This window comes from Methylomonas subterranea (assembly GCF_024505185.1).
In the GTDB taxonomy this organism is placed as follows: Bacteria; Pseudomonadota; Gammaproteobacteria; order Methylococcales; family Methylomonadaceae; genus Methylomonas; species Methylomonas subterranea.
The window spans coordinates 1-15,228 of the sequence record NZ_JANIBJ010000057.1; the positions used below are offsets into that span (position 1 = coordinate 1).

12 protein-coding genes and 1 tRNA gene are annotated in these 15,228 nt (G+C 50.4%); all 13 read left to right on the forward strand.

Annotated features, from left to right (window positions below; translation table 11 throughout):
- Window positions 1-44 precede the first annotated feature (44 nt).
- A tRNA-Trp gene (locus tag NP590_RS19455) sits at window positions 45-120 on the forward strand.
- A 36-nt stretch (window positions 121-156) separates the two neighbouring features.
- Entirely contained in the window at window positions 157-534 is a 378-nt protein-coding gene (secE, locus tag NP590_RS19460) for a preprotein translocase subunit SecE (RefSeq protein WP_256604389.1), read from the forward strand.
- 2 nt (window positions 535-536) lie between these two features.
- Window positions 537-1,070, forward strand: a complete 534-nt coding sequence (gene nusG, locus NP590_RS19465) for a transcription termination/antitermination protein NusG (RefSeq protein WP_256604390.1) — start codon at window positions 537-539, stop codon at window positions 1,068-1,070.
- Window positions 1,071-1,172: 102 nt separating this feature from the next.
- Complete coding sequence (rplK, locus tag NP590_RS19470; protein WP_256604391.1) at window positions 1,173-1,604, forward strand: 50S ribosomal protein L11; 432 nt, start codon at window positions 1,173-1,175, stop codon at window positions 1,602-1,604.
- The gene (gene rplA / locus NP590_RS19475; protein WP_256604392.1) at window positions 1,604-2,299 is read left to right on the forward strand and encodes a 50S ribosomal protein L1; all 696 of its coding nucleotides are present in this window, start codon (window positions 1,604-1,606) and stop codon (window positions 2,297-2,299) included. The genes rplK and rplA overlap by 1 nt, the downstream gene beginning before the upstream one ends.
- A 179-nt stretch (window positions 2,300-2,478) precedes the next feature.
- Window positions 2,479-2,973, forward strand: a complete 495-nt coding sequence (rplJ, locus tag NP590_RS19480) for a 50S ribosomal protein L10 (RefSeq protein WP_256604393.1) — start codon at window positions 2,479-2,481, stop codon at window positions 2,971-2,973.
- A gap of 47 nt (window positions 2,974-3,020) precedes the next feature.
- Window positions 3,021-3,389 (forward strand): 50S ribosomal protein L7/L12, encoded by a 369-nt coding sequence (gene rplL / locus NP590_RS19485; RefSeq protein WP_256604395.1) that lies wholly within the window; start codon window positions 3,021-3,023, stop codon window positions 3,387-3,389.
- A gap of 127 nt (window positions 3,390-3,516) precedes the next feature.
- Entirely contained in the window at window positions 3,517-7,593 is a 4,077-nt protein-coding gene (rpoB, locus tag NP590_RS19490) for a DNA-directed RNA polymerase subunit beta (protein ID WP_256604396.1), read from the forward strand.
- A 65-nt stretch (window positions 7,594-7,658) separates the two neighbouring features.
- Window positions 7,659-11,894 carry a DNA-directed RNA polymerase subunit beta' gene (rpoC, locus tag NP590_RS19495; protein ID WP_305888744.1) on the forward strand — a complete coding sequence of 1,412 codons (4,236 nt, stop codon included), beginning with the start codon at window positions 7,659-7,661 and terminating at the stop codon, window positions 11,892-11,894.
- A 151-nt stretch (window positions 11,895-12,045) separates the two neighbouring features.
- Entirely contained in the window at window positions 12,046-12,420 is a 375-nt protein-coding gene (gene rpsL, locus NP590_RS19500) for a 30S ribosomal protein S12 (RefSeq protein WP_013820393.1), read from the forward strand.
- Between the two features lie 10 nt (window positions 12,421-12,430).
- Complete coding sequence (rpsG, locus tag NP590_RS19505; RefSeq protein WP_256604398.1) at window positions 12,431-12,901, forward strand: 30S ribosomal protein S7; 471 nt, start codon at window positions 12,431-12,433, stop codon at window positions 12,899-12,901.
- A 24-nt stretch (window positions 12,902-12,925) separates the two neighbouring features.
- The gene (gene fusA / locus NP590_RS19510; RefSeq protein ID WP_256604399.1) at window positions 12,926-15,022 is read left to right on the forward strand and encodes an elongation factor G; all 2,097 of its coding nucleotides are present in this window, start codon (window positions 12,926-12,928) and stop codon (window positions 15,020-15,022) included.
- Window positions 15,023-15,051: 29 nt separating this feature from the next.
- The coding region (locus NP590_RS19515) for a GTP-binding protein (RefSeq protein ID WP_256604373.1) at window positions 15,052-15,228 on the forward strand (177 nt) is incomplete at its 3' end.

The window sequence follows — 15,228 nt, forward strand, 5'->3', positions numbered from 1 at the left end:
TATTATTGAGTAATAGAAAGGCAGTTAAGTAGTTTTTTCTGAATAGGTCAGTAGTTCAATTGGTAGAGCAGCGGTCTCCAAAACCGCAAGTTGGGGGTTCGAGTCCCTCCTGGCCTGCCATTCAGAAAATCATCCAAATATTTCCCAAGTAAAATAATGAACGCACAAGCAGAACAGGTTACTTCGGTAGCTGACATTGTGAAACTGGTCTTATGCCCTATTTTTGTTGTATTGGGCGTGGTTGCGTTCTATCACTTCTCTGACTTGCTGTTGTTATACCGAGTGTTGGGCTTGGTAATAATTGTATCCGCAGCTATTGCTATATGCTTTACCACCGCGAGGGGTAGGGCGATTTGGCTGTTCATGCATGAGGCTAAGTTGGAAGTCAAGCGCGTGGTTTGGCCTACCCGGGATGAGACAGTACGCACAACGTTGCTGGTCTTTACCATGGTTTTCATTGTTGGCTTAATACTCTGGTTGCTGGATATGTTTTTGTTTTGGGCTATTCAGCTTCTAATGAGCCAGGGGGGCTAACGATGTCGCTACGCTGGTATGTGGTACATGCTTACTCCAATTACGAAAACAAAGTTAAGCAGGCTATAGAAGAACGCATTAAGCGGGACGGTCTGGAAGAGTATTTCGGCAAGATATTGGTGCCGACAGAAGAAGTTGTTGAAATGAAAATGGGTCAACAACGTAAAAGCGAACGAAAGTTTTTCCCTGGCTATGTACTGGTTCAAATGGAGTTGAATGATGAAACGTGGCATTTGGTGAGAAATGTTCCGCGCGTACTGGGTTTTATCGGCGGCGCTTCCGATAAGCCGTCTCCGATCACCGACAAGGAAGCGATGGCGATTCTGAATAGAGTCGAAGAGGGAGTTAATAAGCCTAGGCCAAAAGTTTTGTTCGAGGTGGGCGAAGTGGTGCGAATTATCGACGGGCCGTTTAAAGACTTCAATGGCAGCATTGAAGAAGTTAATTACGAGAAAAGCCGGCTCAGAGTGTCGGTTTTGATATTCGGTCGTTCAACCCCTGTAGAGCTTGAATTTGTTCAGGTCGAGAAAGCGTAATATTTTGACAATATGATTTTCGGATCCCTGTCATTCTCAATGGCGGGGATTTTTGTTTGTTGGGGAGCTTAAAAAGCGTTCGCACCCGTGTTGGAGTAAAAAATGGCAAAAAAAATTGATTCCTATATCAAACTGCAAGTAAAAGCAGGTGAAGCAAATCCAAGTCCACCCGTGGGTCCGGCGCTGGGTCAGCGCGGCGTAAACATCATGGAATTCTGCAAGGCGTTTAACGCCCGTACGCAGGAAGTGGAAAAAGGTCTGCCTTTGCCCGTCGTTATTACGGTTTACAGCGATAAAAGCTTCACATTTATCACCAAAACACCTCCTGCTTCAATTTTGCTCAAAAAAGCGGTTGGTATCAAAAGCGGTAGCAGCAAGCCGAACTCGAACAAGGTCGGCACCATAACTCGCGCGCAATTGGAAGAAATCGCCAAAACTAAAATGGAAGATTTGAATGCCGCCGATATGGATGCGGCTATCCGTATTATCGCGGGAAGCGCTCGCAGTATGGGTCTGAACGTGGAGGGTGTGTAATGGCAAAAATCAGCAAAAAAGCAAAAGCCATTAAGGCGAAAGTTTCCGGAAGCAAGCAATATTCGGTAGCCGAGGCGGTAAGCCTGTTAAAAGAGTTTGCCAACAGCAAATTTGACGAATCGTTGGATGTAAGCGTTAACTTGGGTGTCGACCCACGCAAATCCGATCAAAACGTCCGTGGTGCTTCGGTATTGCCCAACGGTACGGGCAAAACCGTACGCGTTGCAGTGTTTACCCAAGGCCCGAATGCCGATGCCGCCAGAGAAGCCGGTGCCGACATCGTAGGTATGGATGACTTGGCCGAACAAGTCAAACGTGGCGAAATGAATTTCGATGTCGTGATTGCCTCGCCGGATGCCATGCGCGTGGTCGGGCAATTAGGCCAGATTTTGGGTCCAAGAGGTTTAATGCCTAACCCGAAGGTCGGCACGGTTACACCCGATGTGGCAACCGCGGTAAAAAATGCCAAGTCCGGTCAGGTCAGATACCGCACCGACAAGTCCGGCATCATTCATTGCTCGATTGGCAAAGTCTCGTTTGACGAAAACGCCATCAAACAAAACCTGGAATTTTTGATTTCAGACTTGAAAAAAGCCAAGCCAACAGCGGCCAAGGGCGTGTATCTGAAAAAAATATCACTGTCTTCGACCATGGGTCCTGGCCTGTGGATTGATCAGACCAGTCTGGAAGTCTAAATTCCAAAAGAAACTTTGGGTTGCCGTTACTTCGGCAACCGTCAAAGACCGTAGGTGCCTAAGGCTTAATTATCCTACGCAGGCGGGTGCTGGAACCAATAGGTGAAAGAAACCGTAGGGGCATCGTAAGATGCGTTTCATAGCTCCTGATTATTTTCAGGGAACTACCGGAGGTAGATGTGGCACTCAATTTAGATAGCAAAAAAGTTGTCGTAGAGGAAGTTGCTGAATTCGCCGCTAAAGCTCATTCCGCAATCGCTGCGGAATATCGTGGTTTAACCGTTACCGAGCTTACCGAGCTGCGGAAAACCGCGAGAGAAACGGGCGTATATTTGCGAGTGGTTAAAAACACACTGGCAAAACGCGCGGTCGTTGGAACTGAGTTCGAATGCATGCAGGAAGGACTGGTTGGTCCTCTCATTCTTGCGTTTTCAATGGAAGATCCGGGCTGCGCCGCGCGATTGGTTCATGAATTCGCAAAAACGCATAAAAATCTGATTGCGAAAGTTGTAGCAATCGGCGGACAGGCATTTGACGGTTCAGAGCTTGAGCGTTTGGCGAAATTGCCAACGCGCGATCAAGGTATCAGCATGCTGATGTCGGTCATGAAAGCACCGGTTGAAAAACTGGCTCGCACACTGGCTGCGCTTAGAGATGAGAGAGAAGCGGCATAAGTTCGCGTCAACTAGTTAATACGCATAAATTTTTAGAGGAATACACAATGGCAATTTCACAACAAGACATCCTGGATGCAGTTGCAAACATGACTGTGATGGAAATCGTTGATCTGATTTCAGCGATGGAAGAAAAATTCGGCGTTTCAGCCGCTGCCGCGGTTGCCGTTGCGGCACCAGCAGCTGCAGCAGTAGTTGAAGAACAAACCGAATTCGACGTTATCCTGACCGGTTTCGGCGAAAACAAAGTCGCGGTTATTAAAGCGGTGCGTGGTCTGACCGGCTTGGGCTTGAAAGAAGCTAAAGATGCCGTCGAAGGCGCGCCAACCACTTTGAAAGAAGGCGTTAACAAAGCAGAAGCGGAAGCCGCCAAAAAAGAACTTGAAGCTGCAGGCGCAACCGCCGAGATCAAATAAGTATCTTGACCGCATATCAGGCATAAGCCTACCAAACGGGGCTGACGGTATTTTACCGTCGGCCTTTTACTGCTTGTATAACCAAGCAGTACTAAATAATCTCTGACGACGAAGGTATAGAAGCAATATGGCCTATTCTTTTACCGAAAAAAAGCGTATCCGTAATAATTTTGGGAAAGGTTCCGAAGTACTGGAAGTTCCCTATCTTTTGGCAACACAAATTGATTCGTATGCAAGTTTCTTGCAATCGGGCACGCAGCCCGAGAAAAGGCGTAATCAAGGCTTGCACGCCGCATTTTCAAGCGTATTTCCAGTGGTCAGCCACTCCGGATATGCCGTGCTCGAATATGTGAAGTATCGCTTGGGGGAACCCGCTTTCGATGTAAGAGAGTGCCAACAACGTGGCGCCACCTATTCCGCCCCGCTCAGAGTGTTGGTGCGACTGGTTATTTATGACAAGGACGCACCAGCCAATACCAAAGTAGTCAAGGATATACGCGAACAAGAAGTCTATATGGGCGAATTGCCCCTGATGACGGACAACGGTACTTTTGTCATCAACGGTACCGAGCGCGTTATCGTTTCGCAATTACACCGTTCACCCGGCGTATTTTTCGATCACGACAAAGGTAAAACCCATTCATCGGGCAAGTTGTTGTTCAATGCCCGGGTAATTCCCTACCGTGGATCTTGGCTGGATTTCGAATTCGATCATAAAGACGCCGTGTATGTGCGTATCGACAGACGGCGAAAAATCCCCGCCACCATTTTGTTGCGCGCCTTGGGATACGACAACGAAGAAATGATCAGTATTTTCTTCGAGACCAATAAGTTTTCGTTGAATGCCGATAAGTTCATGTTTCACGTCATACCCGACAGGTTGCGCGGTGAAATGGCGGTATTCGACATCAAGCATGACGGCGCGGTCCTGATCGAGGAAGGCCGCCGCATCACGGCTAAACACATTCGCCAATTGGAAAAAGCCGGCGTCACCGAAATCGAAGTTCCTAGAGACTACCTTTTCGGCAAGATTCTAGGGCATAACGTCATCGACAAATCGACCGGCGAATTGATTGCCAATGTCAACGACGAGATTACCGAGCCGTTGCTGCAAAAATTGATCGATGCGAATGTGAGTGAAATCAACACATTGTACGTCAATGACCTGGATCGTGGCCCTTACATTTCCAATGCCATGCGCCTGGATACCACCACCAACCGTATGGAAGCCTTGGTGGAAATCTACCGCATGATGCGTCCGGGCGAACCACCTACCGTGGAATCCGCCGAGAATCTGTTCGAAAACCTGTTTTTTACCGACGAACGTTATGATTTATCGGCCGTGGGCCGTATGAAATTCAACCGCCGTTTAGGCCGGGAAGAGATCGAAGGTACCGGCACTCTAAGCAAGGAAGACATCATTGATGTCCTGAAGGAGTTGATCAAAATCAGAAACGGCAACGGCGTTGTCGACGATATCGACCATCTGGGTAACAGACGGGTGCGTTCCGTGGGCGAGATGATAGAAAATCAATTCCGCATTGGCTTGGTGCGGGTAGAGCGCGCGGTCAGGGAGCGTTTGACGTTGGCCGACTCGGAAGGTCTGATGCCGCAAGAGATCATCAACGCCAAGCCGGTATCCGCCGCGGTCAAGGAATTCTTCGGCTCCAGCCAGTTGTCGCAGTTCATGGACCAAAACAATCCCTTGTCTCAGGTTACCCATAAACGTCGTGTATCCGCATTGGGACCCGGCGGCCTGGCGCGCGAACGGGCTGGGTTCGAGGTGCGTGACGTACATACCACCCACTATGGCCGGGTATGTCCGATCGAGACGCCCGAGGGTCCGAATATCGGTCTGATCAATTCGTTGTCCGTCTATGCGCGTACCAACGAGTACGGCTTTCTGGAAACTCCTTACCGCAAGGTTGTCAACGGACAGGTAACCGATCAAGTGGATTACATTTCCGCCATCGAGGAAGGCGAGTTTGTCATCGCGCAGGCCAGTGTGGCCGTCGATGAGAACGGTAAATTGGTGGAGGGCCTGGTGTCTTGCCGCTACAAGGACGAATTTACGCTGGCTTCGTCCGATACCGTGCAATACATGGACGTATCGTCGAAACAGATCGTATCCGTCGCGGCTTCCATCATTCCCTTCCTTGAGCATGACGACGCCAACCGGGCCTTGATGGGTTCCAACATGCAACGTCAAGCCGTGCCGACCTTGCGCGCCGAAAAACCATTGGTGGGAACCGGCATGGAGCGCGTGGTCGCCAAGGACTCAGGCGTGGCGGTGGTTGCAACCCGGGGCGGCACAATTGAAGCCGTCGATGCCGGCCGCATCGTGGTCAGGGCCAACGACGACGAAACCATCCCGGGCGTGCCAGGCGTGGATATCTATAACCTGATCAAATACACCCGCTCTAACCAAAACACCTGTATCAACCAACGGCCCTTGGTCAAGTTGGGCGACATAGTCAGCAAGGGCGATATTTTGGCCGACGGTCCTTCCACCGATTTGGGTGAATTGGCGTTGGGTCAGAACATGTTGATCGCATTCATGCCTTGGAATGGCTATAACTTCGAGGACTCCATTCTGGTGTCCGAGCGGGTAGTGAAGGAGGATCGCTTCACCACTATCCATATCGAAGAAAAAACCTGCGTGGCCAGGGAAACCAAGCACAGCCCCGAAGAAATTACCGCCGATATTCCAAATGTCAGCGAGGAAGCGCTGTCCAAACTGGATGAGTCGGGCATCGTTTATGTCGGTGCCGAAGTCAAGGGTGGCGATATTCTGGTCGGTAAGGTGACGCCAAAAGGCGAAACGCAATTAACCCCGGAAGAAAAGCTGCTGCGGGCGATTTTCGGCGAGAAGGCCGCCGATGTGAAGGATACCTCCTTACGCGTGCCCAATAACGTCAGGGGGACCGTGATCGACGTGCAGGTATTTACCCGCGACGGCGTTAAAAAGGACAAGCGCGCGTTGGAAATCGAAGAGGCAGAAATCAAGCGCTACCGCAAGGATCTGGATGATCAGTTGAAAATCGTCGAGCACGATATTTTTGCCCGTGTTAAGACCCTGTTAACCGGTAAAAAGGCCGAAAAAGGTCCGAATGGTCTGAAAAAGGGCGAGGAAATCTCGGTCGCCTACTTGGATAGTTTGACACATTCCGAATTGTTGAAGATCAGAACCCAGGACGAAGATGTCAATGTGCAGTTGGAATCCGTATCGGAACAGATTGAACAGCAGCGCAAGGAGTTTGACGAGCGCTTCGAGACCAAAAAGAAAAAAATCACCATGGGCGACGACTTGGCGCCTGGTGTATTGAAGATGGTCAAGGTTTATCTGGCGGTAAAAAAACGCATTCAACCGGGCGACAAGATGGCGGGCCGGCACGGTAACAAGGGTGTTATCTCGCAAATCGTGCCGATTGAAGATATGCCCTATACCGCCGACGGTAATCCGGTCGACATTTTGCTGAATCCGCTGGGCGTACCTTCGCGGATGAACGTTGGTCAGGTGTTGGAAACGCACTTGGGATGGGCGGCAAAAGGCTTGGGGATAAAAATCGGCAAAATGCTGGAAATGCAGTCCAAGGTTCATGAGATTCGGGAGTTCCTGGAAAAAATTTACAACTGCAGCGGCAGAAATGAAGACTTGGCGTCGTTTTCGGATAAGGAAATATTGGAACTGGCACTGAATCTGGTGGGTGGTGTGCCCATGGCAACTCCCGTATTCGACGGTGCTTCCGAGGAAGATATTCGTACCATGTTACGTCTGGCCGATTTACCCGAGCATGGTCAAACCGTGTTGTATGACGGCTTGACGGGGGAGCCGTTCGAGCGTGAAGTCACGGTTGGCTATATGTACATGCTGAAATTGAATCACTTGGTTGACGACAAAATGCATGCGCGCTCTACAGGGCCATACAGTTTGGTTACCCAGCAGCCGCTGGGCGGTAAAGCGCAATTTGGCGGTCAGCGTTTCGGCGAGATGGAGGTCTGGGCATTGGAGGCTTATGGTGCCGCCTATACCTTGCAGGAAATGCTGACGGTCAAGTCGGATGATGTGACCGGTAGGACCCGAATGTATAAAAACATCGTCGACGGTAATCACACAATGGAAGCCGGTATGCCGGAGTCCTTCAACGTATTGATCAAGGAAATACGTTCGTTGGCGGTTAATATCGAAATGGGGCAGGAATAATTCGCCCCCAAGCGATATAACTGAGTTTCAGGCAATAATGGGTAACATTTAAAGAGGATAAGCTCTTGAAAGATTTAATGAATTTCTTAAAGCGTCAGGGTCGCACCGATGATTTTGACACTATCCGGATTGGCTTGGCTTCACCGGACATGATTCGCTCATGGTCGTACGGGGAAGTTAAAAAGCCGGAAACCATCAACTACCGTACATTCAAGCCGGAAAGAGACGGCTTGTTCTGCGCCAAAATCTTTGGACCCATCAGCGATTACGAGTGCTTGTGCGGAAAATACAAGCGCTTGAAACACAGAGGCGTCATTTGCGAAAAATGCGGCGTCGAAGTCACGCTGTCCAAGGTTCGCCGCGAAAGAATGGGCCATATCGAATTGGCAAGTCCGGTTGCGCATATCTGGTTCTTGAAGTCCTTGCCGTCCCGGATTGCCTTGCTGCTGGATATGACCTTACGCTCTATCGAGCGAGTGTTGTATTTCGAAACATTCGTGGTTACCGATCCCGGCATGTCGCCCCTGGAAAGAGGCCAATTGCTGACGGACGAAGAGTATCTGAATGCGGTTGAAGAGCATGGCGATGACTTCGTGGCCAAAATGGGTGCCGAAGCCGTCTATGACTTGTTGAAATCGATCGATCTGAAGGAAGAAATCAATATCCTGCGGGAAGAGATCAATTCGACCAGTTCGGATACCAAAATCAAGAAGTTTTCCAAGCGTCTGAAAGTCATCGATTCGTTGCTGGCATCCAATAACCGTCCGGAATGGATGATTATGCAGGTATTGCCTGTGCTGCCGCCCGAGCTGCGCCCGCTAGTGCCTTTGGATGGAGGGCGTTTTGCAACCTCGGATTTGAACGATCTTTATCGTCGGGTTATCAACCGGAACAACCGTCTGACGCGGTTGTTGGATTTGAATGCGCCCGACATCATAGTGCGTAACGAAAAACGCATGTTGCAGGAAGCGGTTGACGCGTTGCTGGATAACGGTCGTCGCGGCCGTGCTATCACCGGTAGCAACAGACGTCCGCTAAAATCCTTGGCGGATATGATCAAGGGCAAGCAGGGACGATTCCGTCAGAACCTGTTGGGCAAACGGGTAGACTATTCCGGGCGTTCGGTAATCGTGGTCGGACCGGCACTGAGATTGCATCAGTGCGGCTTGCCGAAAAAAATGGCGCTGGAACTGTTCAAGCCATTCATCTTCAGTAAATTGCAACTACGCGGCCTTGCAACCACTATCAAAGCCGCCAAGAAAATGGTCGAGCGAGAAGGTGCCGAGGTCTGGGACATCCTGGAAGAGGTGATACGCGAACATCCGGTATTGCTGAACCGTGCCCCCACTCTACATAGATTGGGAATCCAGGCGTTTGAGCCGACCTTGATCGAAGGTAAAGCCATTCAGTTGCATCCCTTGGTTTGTAGCGCGTTTAACGCCGACTTCGACGGCGACCAGATGGCGGTGCATATTCCGCTGTCCATAGAAGCGCAATTGGAAGCGCGCACCTTGATGATGGCTACCAACAATATTTTATCGCCAGCCAACGGCGAGCCGGTCATCAATCCATCGCAAGACGTCGTTTTGGGCCTGTATTACATCAGTCGCGAAAAAATGAACGCCAGGGGCGAGGGTAGTATCTTTGCCGATTCCGCCGAAATGATGAAAGCGCTGGATTGCAAGGCGGTCGAACTGCAAAGCAGAATCGAAATTCGTGTTACCGAAAAGTTGAAAAACGCTGATGGCACGTTCGAATCCATTACCAGCAGAAAGAAAACCACGGTGGGCCGGGCCATCATCTGGAACATAGTGCCGGACGGCATGCCCTATGAGTTGGTCAATGTCGACATGACCAAAAAGAATATTTCCAGATTGATCAACTACAGCTACCGTTATCTGGGTATCAAGGAAACGGTGATACTGGCGGACCAAATCATGTATCTGGGTTTTCGCTACGCAACAAGATCGGGGGTTTCCTTCGGTATCGAAGACATGGAAATCCCGGCTAAAAAAGCGGATATCATTCGCGCGGCGGAGTCCGAGGTCAATGAAATCCAGAACCAATATTCATCCGGTCTGGTAACCGACGGTGAGCGCTACAACAAGGTAGTCGACATTTGGTCACGGGCCAACGATCAGGTTGCCAAGGTCATGATGGAAGGCTTGGGCGAAGATGTGGTTGTGGACGAAAAGGGTAATGCGCTGACAGACGAGAACGGAAAGCCCCTGACGCAAAAATCGTTCAACTCCATTTTTATGATGGCGGAGTCGGGCGCACGGGGGTCTGCGGCCCAGATTCGGCAGTTAGCGGGTATGCGCGGCCTGATGGCCAAGCCTGACGGATCTATCATCGAGACACCGATTACCGCAAATTTCCGCGAAGGTCTGGACGTACTGCAATACTTCATTTCCACTCACGGCGCCCGCAAGGGTTTGGCGGATACAGCGCTGAAAACCGCGAACTCGGGTTATTTGACGCGGCGCTTGGTGGACGTGGCGCAGGATTTGGTCATCGCCGAAACCGATTGCGGTACGGAGAACGGTTTGACCATGATGCCCATCATTGAGGGCGGCGACGTCGTTGAGCCTTTGGTTGAGCGCGTATTGGGCCGCGTGGCGGCTATCGATGTGACCGAGCAAGGCAGCGATAAGGTGTTGATACCGGCTGGCACCATGATCGACGAGAATCTGGTGTCGGTGTTGGAAGAACACGGTATCGATAAAATGATAGTCCGTTCCGTGATCACCTGCGAATCTCGACAAGGGGTTTGCGCCAAATGTTATGGACGCGATTTGGGTCGAGGACATTTGGTCAATATAGGCGAAGCGGTGGGCGTTGTCGCCGCCCAGTCTATCGGCGAGCCGGGCACACAGTTGACTATGCGTACGTTCCACATCGGTGGTGCCGCATCCCGGTCCGCCGCGGTCAGCAACGTTCAGGTGAAATCGGCCGGCTCCGTCAAACTGAATAACATGAAAACCGTCAAAAACAGGGAGGGTAATCTGGTTGCCGTTTCCCGGTCGGGCGAGGTTGGCGTTATGGACGATTACGGACGGGAAAGAGAGCGTTATAAAATCCCGTACGGCTCCGTTTTGTCGATTGCGGACGGCAGTGCCGTTAAAGCCGGGGATATCATTGTTAATTGGGATCCGCATACTCATCCCGTCATCACCGAGGTGGATGGCTTTATCCAGTTACACGATTTTATCGATGGCGTAACCGTACAGGAACAGTCGGATGAGGTGACGGGGTTAACTTCACGAGTCGTAACCGACCCCAAGCAACGAAGCTCGGCCGGTAAAGAACTGCGCCCAATGGTGCGTTTGATCGACGAGGCCGGCGGCTTGATCAATTTGCCTGGTACAGACATTCCCGCTCAATACTTCCTGCCCGCCGGCGCTATCGTCGGAGTAAAGGATGGCGGCGAGGTTAGAGTCGGTGACGTTTTGGCCAGAATCCCGCAGGAATCTAGTAAAACGCGCGATATTACCGGTGGTTTGCCGCGGGTCGCCGACTTGTTCGAGGCCCGGAAAACCAAGGATCCGGCTATCCTGGCCGAAGCAACCGGTATGGTTTCGTTCGGTAAGGAAACCAAAGGTAAGCAGCGCGTCATCATCACCGATGCCGAAGGCGAGCAATACGAGACGCTGATTCCTAAATGGCGCCACATTACCGTATTCGAAGGTGAGTTCGTCGAAAAAGGCGAAACCATCGCCGAAGGCGAATTGACGCCGCACGATATTTTGCGGCTGCGCGGCATTGAGGAGCTGGCGGACTATCTGGTTAAGGAAATTCAGGACGTTTACCGTTTGCAAGGGGTCAAGATCAACGACAAGCACATCGAAGCCATCATTCGGCAGATGTTGCGTAAAGTCGAGATTACCGCTTCCGGCGAGACTGATTTCGTCAAGGGTGAACAGGTCGAGCGCAGTTTGATGAATGCTGTAAACGATCAAGCCGAAAAAGAAGGCAAAATCCCCGCGAGTTACGAGTCTATGTTGCTGGGTATCACGAAAGCCTCATTGGCTACGGAGTCTTTCATATCGGCGGCGTCTTTCCAAGAGACAACTCGCGTACTTACCGATGCGGCTGTTAGGGGAATTAGCGACAGCCTGAACGGTTTGAAAGAGAATGTCATTGTGGGAAGATTGATCCCGGCCGGAACAGGCTTGGCCTATCACGAGCAAAGACGTAAAAGAAGATCGGTCGAGGCCGCGAACGAAAGCGATTCCGCCATTACCGCGGTCGAAGCGGTCGATGTGGAAGAGGCTTTGAAACAAGCTTTGAATATAGAGTAAAAAACGCCAAAAGTTCTTGACCATGTGATTAAGTAAGGGTATTATGCTCTGCTCACATGAGTCAAGAGATTTGGGTCTGGCAACCGTGGCCTGCGATGAGCTTGTTTGCGGGTTTTTGTTTGTTACAAATTGCATATCGGAGTAGTTAAGAATGGCCACGATCAATCAGTTGGTCCGTAAGCCTCGTGCTAAGAAAATTGAAAAAACCAATGTACCCGCATTGGAAGCCTGCCCTCAAAGAAGGGGGGTTTGTACCCGTGTTTATACCACGACGCCTAAAAAGCCCAACTCGGCTTTGCGCAAGGTTGCCAGGGTGCGGTTGACCAATGGCGCCGAGGTTAGTAGTTATATCGGTGGAGAGGGGCATAATCTTCAGGAGCACTCGGTGGTGCTGATTCGTGGTGGTCGTGTTAAGGATTTGCCGGGTGTGCGCTATCACGTGGTGCGCGGAAGCCTTGATACTTCCGGTGTAAAGGATAGAAAGTGCGGTCGTTCGAAGTACGGCGCCAAAAGACCTAAAAAATAAGGGCTGATCAATGTCTAGAAGAAGAGTAGCAGCAAAGCGGGTGATTAATCCTGATCCGCGTTTCGGTAGCGACATGTTGTCAAAGTTCATGAATATGATAATGCAGGACGGTAAAAAGTCCGTGGCGGAAAAGATCGTATACGGCGCGCTGGATGTGATTGAGGCGAAGGGAAATAAAGAGTCTTTGGAACTGGTTGCCAAGGCGCTCGAGAATGTTCAGCCTCGCGTTGAGGTCAAGTCTCGCCGGGTCGGTGGTGCAACTTATCAGGTTCCTGTTGAAGTGCGGCCGGCGCGGCGCGTCGCGTTGTCGATGCGTTGGTTGATCGATGCGGCTAGAAAGCGCAACGAAAGAACCATGGCTTCCAAGTTGGCTGGCGAATTGATGGACGCGGCCGAAGGTCGTGGTGCCGCTGCCAAGAAACGTGAAGACACACATAGGATGGCCGAGGCTAATAAAGCTTTTGCTCACTATCGCTGGTAAGCAATAGTACTTTTGGTTGTTGCTATGGCACGGAAAACGCCGATCGAGCTTTATAGGAATATTGGCATCATGGCGCACATAGATGCCGGTAAGACTACGACAACTGAACGCATTTTGTTTTATACCGGGGTCTCTCACAAAATTGGTGAGGTGCATGACGGTGCGGCAACAATGGATTGGATGGAGCAGGAGCAGGAGCGGGGTATCACCATTACCTCGGCCGCTACAACCTGCTTTTGGTCCGGCAAGGACAAGCAGTTTGGTCAGCATCGTATCAATATAATTGATACACCGGGACACGTCGACTTTACGATTGAGGTGGAGCGCTCGTTGCGAGTTTTGGATGGGGCGTGCGCGGTGTTTTGCGCGGTTGGCGGGGTCGAGCCTCAGTCGGAGGCGGTTTGGCGTCAAGCCAATAAATACCATGTGCCCAGGCTGGCATTTGTCAATAAGATGGATCGGACCGGGGCGGATTTTTTGCGCGTGGTTGCGCAAATAAAATCCCGGCTTGGTGCGCCTGTCGTGGCAATGCAGTTGCCAGTCGGTGCTGAAGAGAATTTTGCGGGCGTAATCGATTTAATTAGCCTGAAAGCGATTTATTGGAATGAAGCCGATTTGGGCGTTTCCCATGTTGAAAAGGAAATTCCGTCCGATTTGCTGAGCGAAGCGAAGGCCTACAGAGAAAAGCTGATTGAAGTCGCTGCCGAAGGATCTGAGCAGTTGACTGAGAAATACCTGGAAGAAGGTGTTTTATCTGATGAAGAAATTAAAAAAGGCATTAGAGCGCAAGTTTTACGGAATGAATTGGTGCCCGTTTATTGTGGATCCGCATTTAAAAACAAGGGTGTTCAATGTGTCCTTGATGGTGTGATCGACTACTTGCCGTCGCCCGCCGATAAACCAGCGATTAGGGGCTTTATTGACGGAGTTGAAAGTGAGAGTAGTCGTTTCGCTAGTGACGATCAGCCCTTTTCAGCCTTGGCATTTAAGATTGCATCCGATCCCTTTGTAGGGATTTTGACATTTATAAGGGTTTACTCCGGAGCGTTGGTCTCTGGGGATGCGGTTTTGAATGTTGCCAAGGGAAAGAGAGAGCGGGTTGGGCGTATAGTCCAGATGCATGCCAATAGTCGTGAAGAAGTTAAGGAAGTGCGAGCGGGAGATATTGCCGCGATTATTGGCTTGAAGGATGTAACGACGGGCGACACTTTTAGTGCAATGGATGCGCCCATTCTGTTGGAGAAAATGGATTTTCCCGAGCCCGTGATTTCAATTGCGGTTGAGCCTAAAACGAAGGCTGATCAGGATAAGATGGGGAGTGCCTTGGCGCGATTGGCGCAAGAAGATCCTTCCTTTAGGGTTAATACCGATGGTGAGTCGGGGCAAACAATAATTTCCGGGATGGGCGAGCTGCATCTAGAAATTATAGTGGACAGAATGAAAAGGGAATTTAACGTGGTTGCGAATGTGGGTGCGCCGCAAGTCGCGTATCGCGAAACCATTAAGGAAGTGGTTGAATGCGAAGGCAAGTTTATCAGGCAAACAGGGGGGCGCGGTCAATACGGCCATGTCTGGTTGCGAATTGAACCCCGAGAACTGGGGTCGGGTTACGTCTTCGAAAATCAGCTGGTGGGTGGCTCTATACCAAAAGAATTTGTGCCAGCGGTAGATAAAGGCATACAAGAACAAATGGAAAATGGCATAATAGCCGGCTTTCCCGTTGTAGATGTAAAAGTTAGTTTGTTCGATGGGTCATATCATGATGTTGATTCGAATGAAATGGCTTTCAAAATTGCAGGATCGATTGCCTTTAGGGATGGGGCGGGAGCTGCAAAACCTGTGTTGCTGGAACCCATTATGAAGGTCGAAGTAGTTACTCCGGAAGAATATATGGGTGATGTTGTCGGTGATATCAATCGACGAAGAGGCGTAATTCATGGCATGGCGGATGTTCCCGCTGGAAAAGCGGTTGAATGCGAAGTGCCCTTGGCTGAAATGTTCGGTTACGCGACTGATTTGAGGTCGGCAACTCAAGGAAGGGCAACATACAGTATGCAGTTTGAAAAATATAACGAAGCACCTGCAAATATTGCGGAAGCTATAATTAGAAAAGTATCTTAAATCTTTTTATAAATATTAGGTATTGACTCATGGCTAAAGAAAAATTTGAAAGAAAAAAACCGCACGTAAACGTAGGCACGATTGGTCACGTTGACCATGGTAAAACCACATTGACAGCGGCTCTGACCAAAGTAATGGCTGAGCTGCAAGGCGGCGAAGTAAAAGCTTTCGATCAAATTGATAACGCCCCGGAAGAGCGCGCGCGT